The 21,520-nt window shown below is 61.3% G+C and carries 19 protein-coding genes and 1 pseudogene; 13 read left to right on the plus strand and 7 right to left on the minus strand.

Annotated elements, in window-relative coordinates; translation table 11 throughout:
• Position 1 precedes the first annotated feature (1 nt).
• From kdpB to LOY56_RS07590, 4 genes are all read left to right on the plus strand, one after another.
• A complete protein-coding gene (gene kdpB, locus LOY56_RS07575) occupies positions 2-2,059 on the plus strand; it encodes a potassium-transporting ATPase subunit KdpB (protein WP_258620842.1) in 2,058 nt (685 codons plus the stop codon).
• Positions 2,060-2,285: 226 nt separating this feature from the next.
• Complete coding sequence (gene kdpC, locus LOY56_RS07580) at positions 2,286-2,831, plus strand: potassium-transporting ATPase subunit KdpC (RefSeq protein WP_258620843.1); 546 nt, start codon at positions 2,286-2,288, stop codon at positions 2,829-2,831.
• Positions 2,832-2,987: 156 nt separating this feature from the next.
• Positions 2,988-5,639, plus strand: coding sequence for a sensor histidine kinase KdpD (locus LOY56_RS07585; RefSeq protein ID WP_258620844.1), 2,652 nt, complete (start codon positions 2,988-2,990; stop codon positions 5,637-5,639).
• Positions 5,640-5,687: 48 nt separating this feature from the next.
• Positions 5,688-6,377, plus strand: coding sequence for a response regulator (locus tag LOY56_RS07590; protein ID WP_258620845.1), 690 nt, complete (start codon positions 5,688-5,690; stop codon positions 6,375-6,377).
• Between the two features lie 167 nt (positions 6,378-6,544).
• Here LOY56_RS07590 and LOY56_RS07595 read toward each other — a convergent pair whose 3' ends face one another.
• A complete protein-coding gene (locus LOY56_RS07595; protein ID WP_258620846.1) occupies positions 6,545-7,585 on the minus strand; it encodes a patatin-like phospholipase family protein in 1,041 nt (346 codons plus the stop codon).
• 232 nt (positions 7,586-7,817) lie between these two features.
• Here LOY56_RS07595 and LOY56_RS07600 point away from each other — a divergent pair, with 232 nt between their 5' ends.
• The 3 genes from LOY56_RS07600 (at position 7,818) to LOY56_RS07610 (ending at position 9,896) form a co-directional block, all read left to right on the plus strand.
• On the plus strand, positions 7,818-8,096 hold the full coding sequence (locus tag LOY56_RS07600; protein ID WP_052964059.1) for a hypothetical protein: 279 nt from the start codon (positions 7,818-7,820) through the stop codon (positions 8,094-8,096).
• A 93-nt stretch (positions 8,097-8,189) separates the two neighbouring features.
• On the plus strand, positions 8,190-8,948 hold the full coding sequence (locus LOY56_RS07605) for a CHAD domain-containing protein (RefSeq protein WP_258620848.1): 759 nt from the start codon (positions 8,190-8,192) through the stop codon (positions 8,946-8,948).
• A 150-nt stretch (positions 8,949-9,098) separates the two neighbouring features.
• Positions 9,099-9,896: an acyl-CoA thioesterase II gene (locus tag LOY56_RS07610; RefSeq protein ID WP_258620850.1), complete on the plus strand. Its 798-nt coding sequence runs from the start codon at positions 9,099-9,101 to the stop codon at positions 9,894-9,896.
• Positions 9,897-9,905: 9 nt separating this feature from the next.
• Here LOY56_RS07610 and LOY56_RS07615 read toward each other — a convergent pair.
• The 3 genes and pseudogenes from LOY56_RS07615 to LOY56_RS07625 form a co-directional block, all read right to left on the minus strand.
• A pseudogene (locus tag LOY56_RS07615) lies at positions 9,906-10,118 on the minus strand (terminase); the annotation flags it as partial.
• 154 nt (positions 10,119-10,272) lie between these two features.
• Positions 10,273-11,754, minus strand: coding sequence for a methyl-accepting chemotaxis protein (locus LOY56_RS07620; protein WP_258620852.1), 1,482 nt, complete (start codon positions 11,752-11,754; stop codon positions 10,273-10,275).
• A 243-nt stretch (positions 11,755-11,997) separates the two neighbouring features.
• Entirely contained in the window at positions 11,998-12,807 is an 810-nt protein-coding gene (locus tag LOY56_RS07625) for a TatD family hydrolase (RefSeq protein ID WP_258620854.1), read from the minus strand.
• Between the two features lie 236 nt (positions 12,808-13,043).
• Here LOY56_RS07625 and LOY56_RS07630 point away from each other — a divergent pair, with 236 nt between their 5' ends.
• The 3 genes from LOY56_RS07630 (at position 13,044) to LOY56_RS07640 (ending at position 15,563) form a co-directional block, all read left to right on the plus strand.
• Entirely contained in the window at positions 13,044-14,465 is a 1,422-nt protein-coding gene (locus LOY56_RS07630) for a transglycosylase SLT domain-containing protein (RefSeq protein WP_258620856.1), read from the plus strand.
• A gap of 103 nt (positions 14,466-14,568) precedes the next feature.
• Positions 14,569-15,003, plus strand: coding sequence for a DoxX family protein (locus tag LOY56_RS07635; RefSeq protein WP_030132338.1), 435 nt, complete (start codon positions 14,569-14,571; stop codon positions 15,001-15,003).
• A gap of 251 nt (positions 15,004-15,254) precedes the next feature.
• Positions 15,255-15,563 (plus strand): class I SAM-dependent methyltransferase, encoded by a 309-nt coding sequence (locus tag LOY56_RS07640; RefSeq protein ID WP_258620858.1) that lies wholly within the window; start codon positions 15,255-15,257, stop codon positions 15,561-15,563.
• A gap of 18 nt (positions 15,564-15,581) precedes the next feature.
• On the opposite strand, the gene greB is transcribed toward LOY56_RS07640, so the two are convergent.
• The 3 genes from greB to LOY56_RS07655 are packed head-to-tail and all read right to left on the minus strand — an operon-like array spanning position 15,582 to position 19,314.
• Entirely contained in the window at positions 15,582-16,079 is a 498-nt protein-coding gene (greB, locus tag LOY56_RS07645) for a transcription elongation factor GreB (protein ID WP_018929803.1), read from the minus strand.
• 47 nt (positions 16,080-16,126) lie between these two features.
• Positions 16,127-18,631: an ABC transporter permease gene (locus LOY56_RS07650; protein ID WP_258620860.1), complete on the minus strand. Its 2,505-nt coding sequence runs from the start codon at positions 18,629-18,631 to the stop codon at positions 16,127-16,129.
• Positions 18,631-19,314, minus strand: a complete 684-nt coding sequence (locus tag LOY56_RS07655) for an ABC transporter ATP-binding protein (RefSeq protein ID WP_258620861.1) — start codon at positions 19,312-19,314, stop codon at positions 18,631-18,633. The genes LOY56_RS07650 and LOY56_RS07655 overlap by 1 nt, the downstream gene beginning before the upstream one ends.
• A 10-nt stretch (positions 19,315-19,324) precedes the next feature.
• On the opposite strand from LOY56_RS07655, the gene LOY56_RS07660 reads away from it, so the two are divergent.
• The 3 genes from LOY56_RS07660 (at position 19,325) to LOY56_RS07670 (ending at position 21,429) form a co-directional block, all read left to right on the plus strand.
• Positions 19,325-19,930, plus strand: coding sequence for an arylesterase (locus tag LOY56_RS07660; RefSeq protein ID WP_258620862.1), 606 nt, complete (start codon positions 19,325-19,327; stop codon positions 19,928-19,930).
• A 56-nt stretch (positions 19,931-19,986) separates the two neighbouring features.
• Positions 19,987-20,280: a hypothetical protein gene (locus tag LOY56_RS07665; protein ID WP_007899882.1), complete on the plus strand. Its 294-nt coding sequence runs from the start codon at positions 19,987-19,989 to the stop codon at positions 20,278-20,280.
• A gap of 177 nt (positions 20,281-20,457) precedes the next feature.
• Positions 20,458-21,429, plus strand: a complete 972-nt coding sequence (locus LOY56_RS07670; RefSeq protein ID WP_258620863.1) for a L,D-transpeptidase family protein — start codon at positions 20,458-20,460, stop codon at positions 21,427-21,429.
• The last annotated feature ends 91 nt before the right edge of the window (positions 21,430-21,520 follow it).

Below are 21,520 nucleotides of genomic sequence, written 5' to 3' on the forward strand. Positions count from 1 at the left end.
GATGAATATGCCCGCAACTAAAGCCGCCGTCGTCACGGCGCCGGAACAACCGAAAACCGCGATCTCGGCCCTCTGGCGCCCGGCGCTGGTGCAAGCCTTCGTCAAGCTCGACCCACGGCAATTGCAGCGTGCGCCGGTGATGCTGGTGGTCGAACTGACCGCTGTCCTGACCACTGTGCTGTGCTTCATTCCCGACAACGCCGTGCCGACCTTCGTCGCCGCGCAAATCGCATTGTGGTTGTGGTTCACTGTGCTGTTCGCCAACTTTGCCGAAGCGCTGGCCGAAGGTCGCGGCAAGGCCCGCGCCGACAGCCTCAAGGCCGGCAGCGAAGGCTTGAGTGCTCGTCGCAAAACTGCCAATGGCAGTTTTCAAGTGGTGCCCGCCACCAGCCTGCGCAAAGACGATGTGGTGCGTGTCGAAGCCGGGGAGATGATTCCCGGTGACGGCGAAGTGATCGAAGGTATCGCCGCGGTCAACGAAGCGGCGATTACCGGTGAATCCGCGCCGGTGATTCGCGAGTCCGGCGGCGACCGTTCGGCCGTCACCGGCAACACCCGACTGGTGTCCGACTGGCTGTTGGTGCGCATCACCGCCAACCCGGGTGAGTCGACACTCGATCGCATGATCGCCCTGGTCGAAGGCGCCAAACGCCAGAAAACCCCGAACGAAGTGGCGCTCGACATCCTGCTGATCGGCCTGACCCTGATCTTCCTGCTGGTGGTCGTCACCCTGCAACCGTTCGCCCACTTCGCCAACGGCAGCCTGCCGCTGGTGTTCCTGGTGGCGTTATTGGTCACGCTGATTCCGACCACCATTGGCGGTCTGTTGTCGGCCATTGGTATCGCCGGGATGGACCGTCTGGTGCGCCTGAACGTGATCGCCAAATCCGGTCGCGCCGTGGAAGCGGCGGGGGACGTTCACGTCCTGTTGCTGGACAAGACCGGCACCATCACCTTCGGCAACCGTCGTTGCTCCGCGGTCTATGCCGCGCCTGGCGTCAGCGCCAAGGAACTGGCCGAAGGCGCGTTGTTCGCCTCCCTGGCCGATGACACCGCTGAAGGCAAATCCATCGTCGAGTACCTGCGCGGTCTTCACCCGCAACCTGAGCCATCCGCTGACGTATTGACCGCTGTTCCGTTCAGCGCTGAAACCCGCCTGTCCGGCGTCGACTATCAGGGCCGGGTCTATCGCAAAGGCGCGGTGGATTCGCTGCTGACCTTCGTCGGCCTGAAACGCACCGATCTGGCCGCGCCTCTTTCGCGGGAAATCGACAAGATCGCTCAGAGTGGCGGCACGCCGTTGCTGGTTTGCGCTGACGGAAAATTACTCGGTGTTATCCATCTCAAGGACGTGGTCAAGCCTGGCATCCGCGAGCGTTTCGCCGAGTTGCGCAAGCTGGGGATTCGCACGGTCATGGTCACCGGCGACAACCCGCTGACCGCTGCGGCGATTGCTGCCGAAGCCGGTGTGGATGACGTGCTGGCCGAAGCCACGCCGGAAAAGAAACTGGCGCGCATTCGTCACGAGCAGAACGACGGTCGCCTGGTCGCCATGTGCGGCGACGGCGCCAACGACGCCCCGGCCTTGGCTCAGGCGGACGTCGGCATGGCGATGAACGACGGAACACAAGCGGCGCGGGAAGCGGCGAACATGGTCGATCTCGACAGTGATCCGACCAAGCTGTTGGACGTGGTGCAGATCGGCAAGGAGTTATTGGTGACCCGCGGTGCGCTGACAACCTTTTCCATCGCCAACGACGTGGCCAAGTACTTCGCGATTCTGCCGGCGCTGTTCGCCTCGATCTATCCGCAACTGGGTGTGCTCAACGTCATGCACCTGAGCAGTCCGCAGAGCGCGATTCTGTCGGCGATTGTGTTCAACGCCCTGATCATTGTGGTGCTGATTCCGTTGGCGCTGCGCGGTGTGCGGGTGCAGGCGGTGAGTGCGGCGGCGTTGCTGCGGCGCAATCTGCTGATCTATGGATTGGGCGGGATTCTGGTGCCGTTTGTGGGCATCAAGGCGATCGACATGCTGTTGACGGCGTTGCATCTGGTTTAGCGGTTGTTGCTGAGCGCAGAGATTTTTGTGGTGAGGGAGCTTGCTCCCGCTGGGCTGCGAAGCAGCCCCACCTCAGTCCACCATGTTTATTCAGGTACACCGCATTCACCAGGTTTACGACTGCTACGCCCGGGCGCGGATCGGCCGGCGGGAGCAAGCTCCCTCGCCACAGGTGATGTTGTGTGCCTTCCGAGTGATGAATATTCTTCGAACCGAGGATTTTGAAATGTCCACACTGATACGTCCGGCCCTGAGCCTGCTGATGCTGATGACCCTGATCACCGGCGTCGCTTACCCCTTGGTGGTCACCGGCGTGGCCCAGGTCGCCTTCCCGGATCAGGCCAACGGCAGCCTGGTGCGCGACGCCGACGGCAAGGTCCGTGGTTCGTCACTGATCGCCCAGGATTTCGTCGGCGACGCCTGGTTCCACCCACGGCCATCGGCCGGTGCCTTTGCCACCGTGTCGAGCAGCGCCAGCAACTTCTCGCCCAGTAATCCGGCGCTGGCCACTCGGGTTATCGACGATGCCAACAAGCTGCTGGTGCCGGGGCAGGGGCCAGTGCCATTGGCGATGGTTACCACCTCCGGCAGCGGCCTCGATCCGCACTTGCCACCGGCGGCGATTGCCTATCAACTGGCGCGAATCGCGGCGGCGCGCAATCTGCCCGTGTCTACGCTTGAACAACTGCTGGACGCGCACATCGAGCAACCGTTTGTGGGGCCGCCGGTGGTGAATGTGTTGGCGCTGAATATGGCGCTGGAAAAGTTGTAAAGGTTAAAAGGTTGGAAGGTTGGAAGGATCGTTCCCATGCTCTGCGTGGGAATGCATCTATGGACGCTCTGCGTCCGCTTCGGCTGGGACGCGGAGCGTCCCGGGCTGCATTCCCACGCAGAGCGTGGGAACGATCAATTAGAGAGAACTTCAAGCATGAGCAACTCCGGCCGCGCCGACGCGCTATTAGCAGACCTGCCCCGCGATGGCCGTGGCCGCCTCAAGGTATTCCTCGGCGCCGCACCGGGAGTGGGCAAGACCTACGCCATGCTGCAAGCCGCCCACACTCAATTGCGCCAAGGCGTGAAAGTCATGGCCGGGGTGGTTGAAACCCACGGTCGCGCCGAAACCGAAGCGCTGCTGGCTGGCTTGCCGCAGCAGCCGTTGGTGCGCTCGGAATACCGCGGCGTGATGCTCGAAGAAATGGACCTCGACGGCCTGATCAAAGCCAAGCCGAAACTGGTGCTGGTGGACGAACTCGCTCACAGCAATGCCCCCGGCAGTCGTCACGCCAAACGCTGGCAAGACATCCAGGAATTGCTGGCCGCCGGCATCGACGTGTTCACCACGGTCAACGTCCAGCATCTGGAAAGTCTCAACGATCAGGTGCGCGGCATCACCGGTGTACAGGTGCGCGAAACCCTGCCGGACTGGGTGTTGCAAGAAGCCTATGAATTGCTGCTGATCGACCTGCCGCCGCGTGAGTTGCTGGAGCGTCTGCGCGACGGCAAAGTCTACGTGCCGGAGCAGGCGCGTGCGGCGATCGATGCGTTTTTCACCCAGACCAACCTCACAGCCCTGCGCGAACTGGCGATGCAAACCGCAGCCGCTCAGGTCGATAACGATCTGGCCCAGGGTTATCGCCAGTTGGGGCACACCGCGCCTGCCGTGCGCGGTCGTTTACTGGTGGGCGTCGATGGCGATGCTCAAGCCGAGCGTCTGGTGCGTCACGCCAGTCGCGTGGCTCAGCGGCGACATCTGCCGTGGAGCCTGGTGCATGTGGACAACGGCCGTGTGCGCGACGAGCAATCGCGACTGCGCTTGCAAAGCGCCCAGCAACTGGCCGAGCGTCTCGGTGGCGAAGTGGTGTTGCTCCGCGCCGGCGAGGTGGCGAGAACGTTGATCCAGCACGCCGCCGAACGTCGTGCCAGCCTGGTGCTGGTGGGGCAGTCGCGTCAGCGTTTGCGTCGACGGCTATTCGGCGGCGGTCTGGCGTCTCGTTTACTGCGCGATGCCCGCGGGCTGGAAATCAACGTACTCGACAGTGACGAAGAGCAGCATCAGCCGCGCCAACGCACGGCGCAGTCGCTGGTCTGGTTCGACTACGCGCTGGCGCTGGTGGCGACGGTGCTTGCCAGTGCCCTGGCCTGGGCGGTGTCGAGCCTCTTGCCGCTGCCCAACATTTCGCTGGTGTTCCTCGCGGCGGTGTTGCTGGTGGCGGTGCGCAGCAGCCTCGGCCCGGCACTGGCCTGCGCGGCGCTGTCATTTCTGACCTATGACTTTCTGTTCATTCCGCCGAATTTCTCTTTCAGTATTCAGCGTGAAGAAGACGTGCTGACCTTGCTGTTCTTTCTGCTGATGGCGGCTCTTACCGGCAACCTGGCGGCGCGACAACGGCGGCAATTGCAGGCGTTGCGTGACACCCAGGAAGAAACCAGCGAACTGCTCGACCTGTCGCGCAAACTCACCGCCGCCACCGACCGTCAGGCAGTGGTCAGCGCTGCGGCGCAGCACCTCAATGGCTGGACCGACCTGAAACTGTGCCTGCTCAACCGCGATGGCCAGAGTGGCTGGAAAGTCGAAACCGGCGGGCCGCTGGAGTTCTCCGAAGCCGAGCGCGCCGCCGCCGATTGGGCCTGGCAACACGACCAACCGGCCGGCGCGGGCACCGGCACCTTGCCGTTCGGGCGCTGGTGGTGGTGGCCGTTGTCGGTGGACGACGGGCCGCTGGCGCTGCTCGGCGTGTGTGCCAAAGAAGGTCAGACCCTGAGCGGCCAGCGTCGACGCTTGCTGACCGCACTGAGCCAACCACTGGCCCAGGCGTTGGCCCGGGCGCAACTGGCCGATGACCTTGAGGCGGCACGCTTGCATGGCGAAACCGAGCAACTGCGCAGCGCGCTGCTGGCCTCGGTGTCCCACGATTTGCGCACGCCGCTGACGTCCATGCGTGGCAGCATCGACAGCCTGTTGGCGCTTGGCGAGGCGATTCCCTTGGAGGACCGCCGCGAACTGCTCGAAGGCACCCGCGATGAAGCCGAACGGCTGGATCGCTATATTCAAAACCTGCTGGACATGACTCGCCTCGGCCACGGCGCCCTGAAGCTGGCGCGGGATTGGGTGTCGCCGGCAGACATCGTCGGCAGTTCGCTCAATCGCCTGCGCGCGGTGCTGGCGTCGTTGCAAGTCATTACCGAAGTGCCGGTCGAACTGCCGCTGCTCTATGTGCATGCCGCGTTGATCGAGCAAGCGCTGGTCAACGTATTGGAAAACGCCGCGCGTTTTTCACCGCCCCGCGGTCGTCTTGAATTGCGTGCAGGGACCACTGACAGCGAGCTGTTTTTTTCGGTGAGCGATGAAGGGCCGGGGATTCCGGAGGAGGAGCGGGCGAAGATTTTCGATATGTTTTACACCGCCGCTCGCGGTGATCGCGGAGGACAGGGTACCGGGCTGGGGCTGGCGATTTGTCAGGGCATGGTCGGTGCCCATGGCGGGCGGATCAGCGTCGCCGATGGCATCGAAGGGCGTGGCACCTGCATCACACTGCATTTGCCATTGCAGACTCAGCCGGGATTGGACAGTGAAGCCTGAGCTCGCCTGCGCTACTCTCTTGCCACTTCTTTGTGTTGATGTGAATTCATGAGCCAGACCGCGACCATTTTGGTCATCGATGATGAACCGCAGATCCGCAAATTCCTGCGCATCAGCCTCGCTTCCCAAGGCTACAAAGTGCTGGAGGCCGGCACCGGCACGGAAGGCCTGGCCCAGGCCGCATTGAACAAACCCGACCTGCTGGTGCTCGACCTCGGCCTGCCGGATATGGACGGTCAGCAAGTGCTGCAAGAGTTTCGCGAGTGGTCGACGGTGCCGATATTGGTGCTCTCGGTGCGCGCCAGCGAAGGACAGAAAGTCCAAGCCCTGGATGGCGGTGCCAACGACTACGTGACCAAGCCGTTCGGCATCCAGGAGTTTCTCGCCAGGGTGCGCGCGTTGCTGCGTCAGGCACCGACCGGTGAAGCTCAGGAAGCGGCGCTCAGCTTCGGTTCGCTCACCGTGGACCTGGCGTATCGCCGGGTGCTATTGGACGGCGCCGAAGTGGCGTTGACGCGCAAGGAATATGCGGTACTGGCGCAACTGGCGCGGCATCCGGGGCGGGTCATCACTCAGCAGCAATTGCTCAAGGACATCTGGGGCCCGACCCACACCGAAGACAGCCACTATTTGCGGATAGTGATCGGGCACCTGCGGCAGAAACTGGCGGATGATCCGACTCAGCCACGGTTTATCGTCACCGAGGCGGGGGTGGGGTATCGGTTGCTTGATGCCTGATCGTTCCCACGCTCTGCGTAGCTGATCGTTCCCACGCTCTGCGTGGGAATGCCGCCATGGACGCTCTGCGTCCGCTTCTGAAGTCATGCCGCGGAGCGTCACAGGATGCATTCCCACGCAGAGCGTGGGAACGATCGTCACGCAAAGCGTGGAACGATCGTCAGGCCTCAAGACTCCCGCTCATTCTCATACCGATCCAGCGTATCCCGCGCAATCTCGCGTCCCAACGCGATCAACTCCGGCGCCTTGTAGAACTCGAAAAACCGACACACCCGCTTGGGCACGTTGATCAGGATATCCGGCGGATACCCGGCAATCTTGTACTGCGCCAAGGACGTCTGCATCACCTCGAAACTCTGGTTGATCAAATCCAGCAAGGACGCCGGCCCGACGTTGTCGATGATGAACGACCCGGTGGCGGACTTCGGTGCGCCGTTGCTTTCCGGGGCCGCCGCCGGTTGCTGGCCTTCGGGCTCGGCGGATTCGATCCAGGGGTTGATGTCCGCTGCTTCTGCCATCAACGCTTCCTTCTCCAGCATCAGCAATTGTTCGGCCTGTGTGCGGCGGAAGGGCAATTTCGAGCCCAGCGAGTTGATCAGGTTGTCGAAGCGGGTCTTGAACGCGGCCGGGCGCTGGATCACCGGCAGTTGATAGTGACGCTGGTTGGTGGAGTTGAGGTTGACCGCGATGATCAGGTCGCAATGGCTCGACACCACCGGCACGATCGGCAACGGGTTGAGGATACCGCCGTCCACCAGCATTCGATTGCCCTGCATCACCGGCGTGAACAGGCTGGGGATCGCCGCCGAGGCGCGCATGGCCTGGTGCAGGCAGCCTTCCTGGAACCAGATTTCCTGCTGGTTGGTCAGGTCCGTGGCCACGGCCGTGTAGGGAATGCGCAGGTCTTCGATGTTGATTTCGCCGACGATCTTGCGGATCTGCCCGAAGACCTTTTCCCCGCGAATCGCGCCCAGGCGAAAACTGACGTCCACCAGGCGCAACACATCGAGGTAATCCAGGCTCTCGATCCAGTCGCGATAATCCTTGAGTTTACCGGCGGCATAGATCCCGCCGACCACCGCGCCCATGGAACAACCGGCGATGCAGGCGATGTCGTAGCCGCGCCGTTCGATCTCTTCAATGACGCCGATATGGGCGTAGCCCCGGGCGCCCCCCGAGCCCAACACCAGTGCGACACGCTTTTTCATGAATCGACCTCTCTGACAAGGTTCAACAATGCACCTATCGAGGGGCAAGCTTCAATCGCTGTGGTCGTTCGGCGTGGCCAGTGCGTCGTTTTTTGACACTCCGGGAAGGCGAATGGGTGTTCTCGCGGGCGCTGTGATTTCCACGGCGGGTTTCCACTGCGGCCCAAGGCACTTTTCACGCGCCAGACCGTCTTACGTGCATGCATGTTTAGCTATCTTTGAGGTGTGAGTGATGAAAGTCTGGATCTGTGTGCCGTTGATTGCCCTGGCACTCGCCGGTTGTGCCGGTAAAACCGCTTACCGTGACAGCTGCGGTAGCCAGCTCGACGCCGCCTGGCACGAACTGGACCTGGCCAAGGTCGAAGGTTTTGCCGGAACCGTCAGCTACTCCAAGGCGCTGTCGTTGCTGACCGGTGCCAAGACCCAGCAGCAGTTCGAAGCCTACGAGGGTTGTACCAAGAAGGCCGAGAAGGCGCGCTTCTACATTCGTGAATCCCGCGCGGGCCGATAGAAGCAGCTACAGTCTGTAAGCAGCAAGCGACAAATGCGTCGTGCCGGTTTTTGGCTTACTGCCTGAAGCTTGGCGTTGTTTACGGAGAAAACCATGGTTGATCGGTTGGTGGCTCATATTCTGGGCCTGGACGTGCGCCTGCTCGCCTGTCAGGCACGCTTGAGTGCCCGCACCGATTCTGAAGCGCTGCACGATCTGCGCACCACCGTGCGCCGTTTGCGCAGCCTGCTCCGACCCTTGCGCGGTTTGCCTGGGGTCGAGCAACTGGAAGCGGCGGCATCCCGGGTCGGTGACCTGACCACACCGTTGCGTGATCGCGAAGTGCTGGCGGCGTACCTGCTCCAGCACGATCAACCCGAGGCCGCACACCGGCGGATGGCGCGGATGGACGAGGCTTATCCCATCGTGGCGGCGAGCCCGGAAGTGGCGCAGATGCTGATGATCCTCGACGCCTTTCCGCGTTTCCTGCGGGCTTCCCAGCGTCAGGGCTTGCTCAAGGGCTTGCGCAAGCGCATCGAAAAACGCCTGGGCAAACAATGGAAGAAACTCGACCAGGCCCTGCATGATCCCGCCCATGACCGCCATCGTCTGCGCCTGCTGATCAAGCGCGTGCGCTATGGCATCGAAGCCTACCCCGAACTGGATCGTTTGCCGGAAGCGGCGCTGCCCAGACTGAAGTCGGCGCAGGTGGCGTTGGGCGATTGGCACGACAGCTGGCAATGGCTGGAACGCGCCAAAGAAGAGCCCGATTTGCAGCCCTGTGTCGCGGTCTGGAAAACCACCTTGGCCAAGGCCGAAGAAAACGCCGACCGCGTCCTCGACAAACTCAGCGCCGCCTGCTTCAAATCCTGAACACCTCACAGATCAAATGTGGGCGCCGGGAAATGAATGTTTGAACCAGACGCGGCTCATCTGTCAGTGATTTTGGCCGGAATAAGCGCTGTGTCGGCTCTGCGGGCTGGTTAAGATCGTTCCAACCCTTTTCCTGTCTCCGAGGTTCCCATGCGCTTTTCCGATCTGCTCGACGCTGTTCGCAATCAGCCGCAGGGGCTGTCTATTCCGCCCGAATGGGGCCAGGGGCGGGCGAGTTTTGGTGGTTTGATAGCCGCTTTGCAATACGAAGCCATGCGCGCAAAAGTCCCGGCGGATCGTCCGGTGCGTTCACTGGCAATCACCTTCGTCGGCCCGGTCGAGCCTGATGTGCCGGTCAGTTTTGAAGTCGATGTGTTGCGTGAAGGCAAAGCCGTCAGCCAGGTGCTGGGCCGGGCGATGCAAAAGGGGCAAGTGGTGACGTTGGTCCAAGGCAGCTTCGGTGCCTCGCGACCGTCCGAGTTGGCGGTCAAGGCCAACGCTGCTCCTGAAATGAAACATTGGGACGGCTGCCAGGAACTGCCGTACATCAAAGGCGTGACCCCGGAGTTCATGCGTCACATGGCAATGCGCTGGAGCGTTGGTGGGCCGCCGTTCACGGGTAACACCTCTCGGGAAATGGGCGGTTGGGTGCGTTTGCGTGGGGAGGTGAAGGGCGAGGCCGTCAGCGAGGCGCATATTCTGGCGCTGGTCGACGCCTGGCCACCGTCCTTGCTGTCGCATCTGAAGAAACCGGCGGCCGGCAGCACGCTGACCTGGACCATCGAATTCGTTCAGCCGTTGCTTGCGTTGAGCACGCTGGACTGGTGCAAGTACCTGGTGGACATCGAGTATGCCGCTGATGGCTACGGGCACGCCGCTGCAAAATTGTGGAGCGAAGACGGTCAGTTGATCGCCATGAGCCGGCAGACTGTCACGATTTTCGCCTGATCAATGACGATGACCGTGACGCTGCAGGCCCAAGGCAGCGAGCAGACCGATAACGCCGATCGCGAAGCTCGCCAGATCCAGGCTGAACACCCCCGAAACCATTAGCAAAAACGCCACGATGAACAGCGGCACGGCAATCAGGTGCAACACCCGATGGGTCGGGTGCTGGTGATTATTCGGGGACGTTCGCCATTGCCAGGCGGGAGGGTGACGTTTGCCCATGATGTTTATCCTTTATTCGTGAGGCGCTTGAATAAAGAATAGGCCTGGTAAAAGCCGTGGGCGAATCAAGGCTGGCTATCGAAGTGATAGGGGGCATGGGCAATATTGATGTTGACTGGACTGACGCTTTCACGAGCAGGTCGCGATAGGGCCCTCAAAGCTTGAGCTGCCCGATGGCCTTGCTCAATTCCCCCGCCAACATCGCCAACTCATTGCTGGTAATCGCCGAATTCACGGTCTGCTGCACGGTGTTTTCGGTTACGTCGCGAATGCTCACCACCGCCCGATTCATGTCTTGCGCCACATGGCTCTGCTGCTCGGCCGCCACCGCGATTTGCGTATTGCTTTCACGCATCTGCGCCACCGCACTGGTGATTTCTGCCAGGGCCACACTGGCTTCCTGCGCCTGCAGCATGCAGTCGTCCGCCTTGAACGAGCTTTCCTGCATGAAGTCCACCGCATCCCGAGTGCCGGCCTGCAGCGCTGAAACCATGGTGGTGATCTCATCGGTGGACGCCTGGACGCGTTTGGCCAGGTTACGCACTTCATCGGCGACCACCGCAAACCCGCGACCCATTTCGCCGGCCCGGGCCGCTTCGATGGCGGCGTTAAGGGCCAGCAAATTGGTCTGTTCGGCGATGCTATGGATCACGCTGACCACGCCGTTGATCTTCTGGCTGTCTTCGGCCAGACGCTGAATCATCTCGGCCGTTTGCTGCACGCCAGTGGACAACCCGCCAATCGATTTCTGCACCCTACTGACCACTTCCTGGCCGCTGCCGGCCAGGGTGTCGGCGGTTTGCGAGAGGTCGCGGGTGGCGCCGGCGTGTTGGGCGATGTGATGGACCGTGGCCGTCATTTCGTTGATCGCCGTGGCGGCCTGATCGGTTTCACTTTGCTGCCCGAGCATGCCGTGACGCACCTCGTTCATGCTCGAGGCCAGCCGCGCGGCGCCGACATCCAGTTGTCGTGCGGTGCTGGCGACGGTGTTGACCACTCGCTGGTAACCGGCCTGCATGGCGTTGAAGGCATTGGCCATCTGCCCGACTTCATCCTTGCAGGCCAGTGGCACACGGGCCGACAAATCGCCGGTTTTCTCGACATGAAGCATCACGTCTTTCAGGGTGTTGAGCTGGCTGAGCAGGAAGCGGATCAACAGTTGCGACGCGCCGAGCATTACCAGCATCAGGATGAACACCGCTACGGCGTAGTGAGTGAAGCGTTCGCCGAACACTTGGCTCAGGCTCGGGCCATAAGCAATCACCGCGATCTGTTGACCGTCAGGGCGAGTGAACACCTCGGCGCCTATCAATGGGTTTTCACCGAACAGCGGCAGGGTGTTGATCTCGACCCAACCGTTGGTATCGGTGAGCTCCAGCAGCGGTTGCCCGTTCAGTAACGGCGCCTGCCCGCGATTGAAGGTCAGCAGGTGATCGGCCTTGGGCAGCGGCTGCCCGGCAGGCCAGGCACTGAGCAATCGCGCCTGTGCCTGGGCCGACGCTTGGGCGGCATGGCTGCGAGCCTGTTGTTCGAGCTGCACGGCGTACAGCACCAGCAACAGGGTGGTGACGAAGGCGACAGCGTTGACCGCCCAGAATTTGTATTTCAGCGAGATATTGCTAAGCCAGGCACCCATGGAGGTCTTCTCTGATAGCGGAAACAGTTTTGGCAAGGTGCCAGCATTGTGCCGCTATGCAGGACGTAGAATCTTGATGTGGATCAACGGGCACCACCGCCAACCTGTGGGAGCAGGCCTTTGTGGCGAGGGAGCTTGCTTCCCGTTGGACTGCGTAGCAGTCCCATTTTTTTGGGCCGCTTCGCGACCCAACGGGAAGCAAGCTCCCTCGCCACAAAGGCTCACTCCACAGGGGGTTTATGATTATTGGGGGATCGAAGGCAACCCGTAGAATGCCCGTGCGCATGCTGTGGTGTGGTTTGCCAGGTCTTCCTGACTTTCCCCACGATGCAGCGCCACCTCACGCAACACTTCAGTCAGATACGCCGGCTCGTTGCGACCATTCTTCGGCTTGGGACGCAGACTGCGGGGTAGCAGATACGGCGCGTCGCTCTCCAGCATCAAGCGCCCGCGCTTAATCTCTTTGACCAGCGGGTGCAGGTGCGTACCCCGGCGTTCATCGCAGATCCAGCCGGTGATGCCGATGTGCAAATCCAGATCGAGATAGCTGAACAACGCCTTTTTTTCACCGGTGAAGCAGTGCACCACGGCCGCCGGCAACTGGTCGCGGTAGTCACGCAGAATCTCCAGTAACCGTTGGCTGGCGTCGCGCTCATGCAGGAACACCGGCAATTGCAGCTCGACCGCCATCGCCAGATGTTCTTCGAGGACTTTTTCCTGTTGCGGGCGGGGCGAGAAATCACGATTGAAATCGAGGCCGCATTCGCCCACGGCCACCACATTCGGTTCCTTGAGCAAACTGCGCAGACGCTGAGCGCTGTCGGCGTTCCAGTCGCTGGCCGAGTGCGGGTGAATACCGGCCGTGGCGAATAGTCGCTGAGCGCTTTCGTCCCATTGCTGGCACAGCTCCAGAGCCTGTTCACTGCCCTCGACGCTGGTCCCGGTGAGCACCAGTTGGCAGACTCCGGCAGCATAGGCTCGGTCGAGTACAGCCTGGTGTTTGTCGGCGAAACTGGGGTTGGTCAGGTTGACGCCGATATCGATGAGTTGCATGGTGCTACCTCGGACCAAAGGCCGGAAAGCATATCAGAGCTGTCGATTTATAAGAAAAACCAAGAACTACAACGAGTTAAAGCTGTCTGTTGAGGCTGCGAGACAGGTTGGGTTGGTAGAGTAGCCATCAATGTGCCACTCTCTCGCACTTTATCAGCGCTTCAGGCGCTCTGTTTCTGTCGCTCGACGTCATGAAATCACTCATGAGGTCGGCCAGTATTCTTTCCGGAGAGTGGATGATTCGTCCCTCGATTTTGTTACTGCTGTGTTGCTCGTTACTGCTGCCCCTGCCGGCGGTTGCGCGTCTGGCCGGGCCGTTACAAGCCGTGCCCGCGGCCAAGGTCCGTGACCTGGCGGAGATTCGCAGCAGTCGCGTGTTGCGGGTGTTGGTCAATCAGAGCCGCAACAGCTCCGGTGAAGTCCAGGGCCAGACCATTGGCGTCGAATACCACCGCTTGCGCGCTTTCGAACAATACCTCAACGGCCATGCCCGTGACGGCCAGGAAATCACCCTCAAGATCATTCCCAAAGCCAAGGATCAACTGCTCGGCGCGTTGCAGCGCGGGGAGGGTGATCTGGTCGCGCCGGGGGAACTGCTCGATCCGCAATCGGGCCACGCGGTCAGCGCCAGTGAACCGATTGCCAGTGATGTGCCGTTGCTGCTGGTGGGGATCAAAGGGGAACGACGTTACACCCATATCGAGCAACTCTCGGGCAAAACCCTCGCGCTGCCTACCGGCAGCGCCGCCGGGGATGCCGTCAGTCAGATCAATCAGAAACTCGCGCTGCACAAATTGCCTCCGGTGAAGATCGAGTGGGTCGATCCAAGCCTGGCGGTCGAGGACGTGCTGGAAATGGTCCAGGGCGGGATCTTTCACCTGACGATCGTCGAGCAACCGATTGCCGAACGCTGGGGCAAGATCCTGCCCAAATTGCGCTTCGATCGACAGGTCCTTATCAGCGAACCGGGCGAGGAATACTGGTTCGTGCGTCGTGACGCCTCAATGCTGCGGTCGAGCATCGATCGCTTCCTGGCTACCTACAAAAAGCCGTCGGATCAGGATGCAGCGTTCCTGCGGATCTACAGGCGCCTGTATCAAGTGCACTATCCCTTGGCCAAGGCCGATCGGCAGCGTCTGGAAAAACTTCGACCGGTGCTGCAAAAACACGCTGAAGCCCAAGGCATGGATTGGCTGAACCTGGCGGCGCTGGCTTTCAAGGAGTCGGCGCTGCAACCCAACGCCAGAAGCGGCAGCGGCCCCACCGGCCTGATGCAAATCACCCCGTCCGCCGCCCAGCGGGTTGGGGTGAGTAATATTCAAAACCTCGACGCCAATGTGCAGGCCGGCGCCAAGTACCTGGCGATGATCCGCCGCAAGTTTTTTGCCAGCCCCAAACTCAATGAACGCGAGCGCATGGCGTTCGTGCTGGCGGCCTACAACATGGGACCGGAGCGGGTTCAAGGCATGCGCGCCGAAGCCCGGCGACGCGGCTTGAATCCTAATCAGTGGTTTTTCCAGGTCGAGCGCATCGCCATGGAGCAGGTGGGAATGGGGGCTGTCAGCTATGTTAATAGCGTGAACAAGTATTACTTGGCGTTCGATCGGGAGCGGGAGTCGTTGGAGCCCCAGGGGCAAAAAGTTGCCTCACGGAAATGATCGACTAAGCTGATTGTTATGGTGGGTTTTTTGCGCTTTTAACATGGGTTTTATTGATTAATATGGCGGCCAACCAACACACACTCACAATGGATGACACAGCATGAGCACACTGATCAACAAGGTATTGTTCACCCGCGCGGGCTACGGTCTGACGATTCTGCGTATTTTCGTCGGCATCATCTTCGCGGCCCATGGCTCACAGAAACTCTTCGGTGCATTTGGCGGCTACGGCATTGCCGGCACCGCGCAGTACATGGAAAGCATCGGGCTGGCACCGGGTCACCTGATGGCGATCCTGGCGGGTGGTACCGAGTTCTTCGGCGGTCTGGCGCTGATCATCGGCCTGCTGGCACGCCCGGCAGCGCTGGGGCTGACCTTCCTCTCGCTGGTGGCTATTTTCACCGTGCACATCAGCAACGGTCTGTTCATGGCTAACAACGGTTATGAATTCGCCCTGGCGTTGCTCGGTGGCAGCCTCGCGGTGCTGATCGAGGGGGCAGGCAAGCTGTCGGTAGACCGCGCCATCACCGACTGACTGCTCTTGTTCAACAAAAAAAGGCCTGCACTGTGCAGGCCTTTTTTTGTTGCCGGAGATTCTTGACACTGTCCGGTCAGCTTCTCTAGGATGCTGCTCATGCGCCGATTTAAACAGCTACTTGCGGGGCGCCAGGTGACTCATCAAGTTGCCGATAGAAGCTTGAAACAGGCTTCGAAATACCGCTAAAGCGCTGGTTCGGTGTTGCCTCTCACCTGCCATGCAGACTTTTGAGGCAGAGACACGACACAATGAATGCATTAAGCCCCGTTGTACGCCCCGCGCCGATCACGGCACACCTCTCCCAGCGCAATCCAAAAATCCTGCTTGGCGGTAAACATCAGCCGACGCTGCTGCGTTACCTCGATGGCTGGCCACGTCGTAGCGGTGGGCCTGCTGCTTTCCTGATTCAGTTTGTCGACGACGGCGAGTCACTGGCACGGTTCGCCAACGACAGTTTCGATCTGGCGGTGATTCTGGCGCCCAACGCCGAGGATGCGCCTGAAGTGATCAGGCAGCTGACTCGCGTGGCTCGTCAGGGGTTGATTACCCGTCGCTGAGATTCATGGCGCAGCGGCTCAAAAATAGTCGATCGCCACGATATACACGCATTGTTCACCGGTCGGTGTCTGGACCCGCACTTCGGCGTCCAGCGCCTTGCCGATCAGGGCGCGCGCCAATGGTGAGTCGATGCTGATCAGGCCTAGTTTCAGATCCAGCTCATCCGGCCCGACGATGCGATAGCGCGACTCTTTGCCATCTTCATCTTCAATCGTGACCCAAGCACCAAAGTAGACCTTGTTCGGATCGCTGGGTTTCTCACTGACAACCTTGAGCGCTTCCAGGCGTTTGGTGAGAAAGCGCACGCGACTGTCGATCTCGCGCAGCATCTTTTTGCCGTAGGTGTACTCGGCGTTTTCCGACCGATCGCCCTGTGCCGCCGCCTCGCTGACTGATTGCGTCACTTGCGGTCGGCGCACATGCCAGAGTTCATGAAACTCGGCCCGCATCCGCGCTTCACCTTCGGGGGTGATCAGCGCGGTGCCAGCGGTGCGGGGAGGGCGATAACGGCTCATGGCGACTTCTTGTGGTTGTATACGTGAGATCAGAGCGCTTGAGTTTATCAACCCTCGCGCAAGACTGTCAGGGGGCTGGCGTTCAAGGCGCGGCGCGTGCCGAACACACCGGCGCCGCCGATCAGCACGGCGCCGATCAATGGCAATACCAACAGCCACGGATGCGGGTGCCAGGGCAGGTCGAAGGCGTAATGGTAGAGCACCAGGCTCACCAGTTCCGAACCCAGTGCCGCCAACAACCCGCTGACCGCGCCGAGCAGGCCGAACTCGATCCGCCGGGCCCGGACCAGCAACTGCCGCTCGGCGCCTAGCGCTCGCAGCAATGCACCTTGGCGAATGCGTTCATCCAGCGTTGCCTGCAAACCGGAGAACAACACCGCCATCCCTGCCGCCAGCACAAACAACAGTACGTATTCCACTGCCAGGGTGACTTGGCCAAGGATGCTGCGCAGCTGCGCCAGCAAGGCTTCGACTTGCAGAATGGTCACCGCCGGAAAGCTGCGGGACAGGTCGACGATCTGCTGATCGTGACCGGCCGCCAGATAGAAACTGGTCAGGTAGGTCGCCGGCAAGTCCTTCAAGGTGCCGGGCTGGAAGATCATGAAAAAATTCGGCTGGAAGTTGTCCCAGTTGATCTCCCGCAGGCTGGTGACTTTCGCCTCCCGATTGACCCCGCCGACGGTAAACACCATGTGATCGCCGAGCTTGAGTTTGAGGCTTTCGGCGACTTTACCTTCCACCGAAACCCCGGGTATTTCATCCGCGGGTTGCTGGTCCCACCAGTTGCCGGCGGTGAGCATGTTGCCCGCTGGCAGGTCTGCCGCCCAGGTCAGGCTCAAGTCGCGTTGAATGGCTCGATCACCGGCCGAATCCTTGCTGACGATGTCCTGCACCGGTTCGCCATTGATGCTGATCAGGCGTCCCGGCACCACCGGGTACAGCGGCGCTGATTGTGCCGCCAGCTCCATCAAACGATCGGTAAAGGCCTGTTTGTCCGCCGGCAGAATGTTCAGGGCGAAGTAGTTCGGGGCATTTTTCGGCAACTGGTTTTGCCAGGTATCGAGCAACTCGCCACGCAGCAAAGCGATCAGCGCCATGGACAGCAGAATCAAACCGAAAGCCAGGGATTGACCCGCCGCCGCCAGTGGATGGCGCAGCAGTTGGCCCAACCCGAGGCGCCAGGGCAATGAGGCGCGCGCCAGCATCCGGCGCAGGCTCTTCAGTAGCAGCAACAGCAAACCGCCCAGCACCAGCGCCGCGATCACACCGCCGCCGAGCAGGGCGAAGGTCAGCAGCAGGTCCAGGCTCAAGCGCCACATGATCAGGCCGAGGGCGCCCAATGCCGCGCCATAGACAATCCAGGTGCTGGACGGAATCGGCAGCATGTCGCGACGCAGCACGCGCAGCGGCGGCACTCGACCCAAGGCGGCCAGTGGTGGCAGGGCGAAACCGGCCAGCGCGACCAGCCCGGTGCCGATCCCGGCGATGGCTGGCAACAGGCCACCCGGTGGAACATCGGTCGGCAGCAAATCATGCAGTAGTGCAAACAGCCCGAGCTGTGCCAGCCAGCCGAGCAGGGCGCCGCTGATGCTGGCGAGCAGTCCGAGCACGGTCAGTTGCAGACTGAACAGCACCATGGTTTCCCGACGGGACAGGCCCAGGCAGCGCAGCAATGCGCTGGCATCGAATCGGCGCGTGGCGAAGCGTGTAGCCGACAACGCCACCGCCACACCGGACAACAGCACCGCCACCAGACTGGCCATGTTCAAATAACGTTCAGCCTTGCCCAGGGCGCCGCCGATCTGCCGGTTGCCGTCCCGGGCATCCTGGATGTGTTGGTTGGCCGCCAGCCCGGGCTTGATCAGTTGACGATAGGTTTCCAGCGCCTCGGCTTTGCCGCGCCAGAGTTCGCGGTAACTGACCCGGCTGCCGGGTTGCACCACGCCGGTCGACTCAAGGTCGCTAAGGTTGATCAACACCCGGGGCGTCAGGCTGTAAAAATTACCGGCGCGATCCGGTTCATAGGTCAGCACTCGCGCCAGCGTCAGGGTTTTCATGCCGACATCGATGCTGTCGCCGATCTTCAAGTCCAGTGCGGTCAGCAGTCGCGCTTCGACCCAGGCTTCGCCGGGTTTCGGGCCGCCTCCGGGTGCTTCCGGCGCGAAGGGCGCGGGGGCGCTTTTCAGTTCGCCGCGCAACGGGTAGACATCATCGGCGGCTTTGATGCTGGACAGCTGAATGCCGTTGTCGGTGGCGATAACGCTGGAAAACTCCACCACCTGAGCGTGTTCAAGACCCAGCTCTGTGCCGCTCCTTATCTGTTCCGGTCGCGCCGGTGAGCTGCCTTCGAGCACCAGATCGGCACCGAGAAACTCGGTGGCGCGCAGCATCATGGCGCCATTCAGGCGGGCACCGAAGTAACCGATGGCGGTACTTGCCGCCACCGCCACCAGCAAGGCGAAGAACAACACACGCAACTCACCGGCGCGGGCATCGCGCAACAGTTGACGGATAGCGAGACTGAACAGGCGCAACAGCGGCAGGCGTGCCATCAAGGCTCCAGAGGGGCGACCAGCAGGCCGGCTTCAAGGCGGATCAGGCGCCGGCAGCGATGTGCCAGGCGTTCGTCGTGGGTCACCAGCACCAGGGTCGTGCCACTTTCCTGGTTGAGTTCGAACAGCAGATCGCTGATGCGCTCGCCGGTGTGGCTATCGAGATTGCCAGTGGGCTCATCGGCGAACAGCACGTCGGGCTCAGCGGCAAACGCCCGTGCAATCGCCACGCGCTGTTGCTCGCCACCGGAAAGCTGGCGCGGTGAGTGAGTCAGGCGTTGGCCCAGGCCGACACGCTGGAGCAATTCGGTGGCGCGCTCACGGGCGTCTTTGCGGCCATCGAGCTCCAGCGGCAGCATGACGTTTTCCAGGGCATTGAGGCTGTCGAGCAGTTGAAACGACTGGAAGACAAACCCCACGTGCTCGGCGCGGATGCGCGCGCGCTGATCTTCATCGAGATTGCTCAGGCCTTGACCGGCAAGCGTGACTTCGCCGCTGCTCGGCAGGTCGAGACCGGCGAGCAAGCCGAGGAGGGTGGATTTGCCGGAACCGGAAGCGCCGACGATGGCCAGGCTATCGCCCTTGTTCAGTTCCAGGCTGAGTTCGTGCAGGATAGTCAGTTCACCTTCCGCGCTGGGAACCACTTTGCTGAGGTTCTTCGCGGTGAGAATGCTTACGCCCATGGAGAATCCGATGCGTGTGTGGTTTTTGAGTGCTGGCCTGGCCTTGATGTGCATGGCCCAGAACGCAGCGGCGGGTACAGTCCTGATCGTTGGCGATAGTATCAGCGCCGGTTTCGGCCTGGATACCCGCTTGGGGTGGGTGTCATTGCTCGAGCAACGGCTCAAGCACGAAGGTTTCGACGATAAAGTGGTCAATGCGTCCATCAGCGGCGACACCAGTGCCGGAGGCCGGGCGCGCCTGCCGGCGCTGCTTGCAGAGCATAAGCCTGCGCTGGTTATCCTCGAATTGGGGGGCAACGATGGGTTGCGCGGAATGCTGCCAACGCAATTGCAACAAAATCTTGCGTCGATGATCGACAGCTCCCGCGCCAGTGGTGCCAAGGTATTGCTGCTGGGCATGCAACTGCCACCCAATTACGGTGCGCGTTACACCCAGGCCTTTGCCGAGGCTTATACCAAGGTAGCCAACGAGAAAAAGATCCCGCTGGTGCCGTTTTTTCTCGACGGTGTGGGTGGTCATCCGGACCTGATGCAAGGCGACGGCCTGCACCCGGCTGCGGCGGCTCAGGACAAGTTGCTGGAAAATGTCTGGCCGACACTGAAACCGCTGCTTTGACGCTTTTCTAGCGGCGGTGTTTCGGCTAAGGTGGCGCCCCCGATTTGGAGCCCCCGATGCCGCGTCCTGCCTGGTCCCTTTTTGCCTACCAACTGATCGAGCCTGACGAACAGCTGGATCTGTTCGCCTGCCAGGAAGTGCGGGTGCATCTGGTGACCCGTCAGCTGGAGTTGGGCGGCTCGGCGGACCGAACCTTGTGCGGCAGCCTGCTGCCGGCGCAACCGCGCTGGTCGAGCGTCGACCGCACAGTGTTCCAGGACCAGCGCCTGTGCTCATTGTGCCGGGCCATTCTGGAGTCGCAAAAACGCGGCACCTCGCCGATCTGGCCTGAGTTGCGGTTCGAGCTTTAGAGCCCTGTGGTCAGAGGACTTCCGTGAGTGGGGGGCTTGCCATAGACAAGCTCCCCCACAGGCAAGCCCCTCACCGCAGATCCCCCAACCACAGGTCTTTACGTCTCCCCGAAATAACGGTCGTCGGTGTACAATCCCGTTTTTATACCCTTGTCGATTATGCGAAGGATTTTCCGGATGTTGCCGCGCTTTCCCGCCGTCACCCGCTGCCTGTCTCTTGCCGCCCTCTGCGTCGCGGGCCCTGTAGCAGCATTGGAGCTACCCCTGCCACCACCCGGTGAAGACATCGTCGGCCAGGTGCAAGTGATCAAGGCCAAGTACGAAGACACCTTCGCTGACCTTGGTACCACCTACGATCTGGGCTACTCGGAAATGGTTGCGGCCAACCCTGGCGTCGATCCATGGCTACCGGGCGCGGGTACCGAAGTGGTACTGCCGACACGCTTCATTCTGCCGCCGGGTCCGCGTGAAGGTATTGTCATTAACCTGGCTGAATACCGTCTCTATTACTTCCCGAAAGGCCGGAACGTGGTGTACACCTTCCCGCTGGGTATCGGTCGCGAAGGCTGGGGCTCGCCGATTGCGCACACCAGCATCACCGCCAAGACACCGAACCCGACCTGGACGCCTCCCGCCTCGATCAAGGCCGAGCATGCCGCCGATGGTGATCCGCTGCCCAATGTAGTGCCTGCCGGCCCGGACAATCCGCTGGGGCCGTTCAAGTTCACGCTGGGCACTCCGGGCTACCTGATTCATGGTTCGAACAAGAAGTTCGGTATCGGCATGCGCACCAGCCACGGTTGCTTCCGCATGTTTAACAACAATGTGCTGGAAATGGCCGGCATGGTGCCAGTCGGAACGTCGGTGCGCATTCTCAACGACCCGTACAAATTCGGCCTCAGTGGCGGCAAGGTTTATCTGGAAGCGCACACGCCGCTGGACGACAAGGGCAACCCTTCGGTGGTCGACAAGCACACTGCAGTGATCAATGCGATGCTCAAGCGCGAGGACATTACCAACAACTTGCGCATGAACTGGGATGTCGTGCGTGACGTGGTTGCCGCTGAAGATGGCCTGCCCGTGGAAATCGCCGTACCGAATGCATCGGCACCGATGGTGTCGAGTGCACCGATCGACTTGCAGCAGTAATGTGTTAAAGCAACCCGCCGATGCAGGCCGCATCGGCGGGTTTTTTATGGCCTGCAGAAACGCGGGGCAATAAAAAAGCCGACCCAAAAAA

This window comes from Pseudomonas sp. B21-048, from assembly GCF_024748615.1.
In the GTDB taxonomy this organism is placed as follows: domain Bacteria; phylum Pseudomonadota; class Gammaproteobacteria; order Pseudomonadales; family Pseudomonadaceae; genus Aquipseudomonas.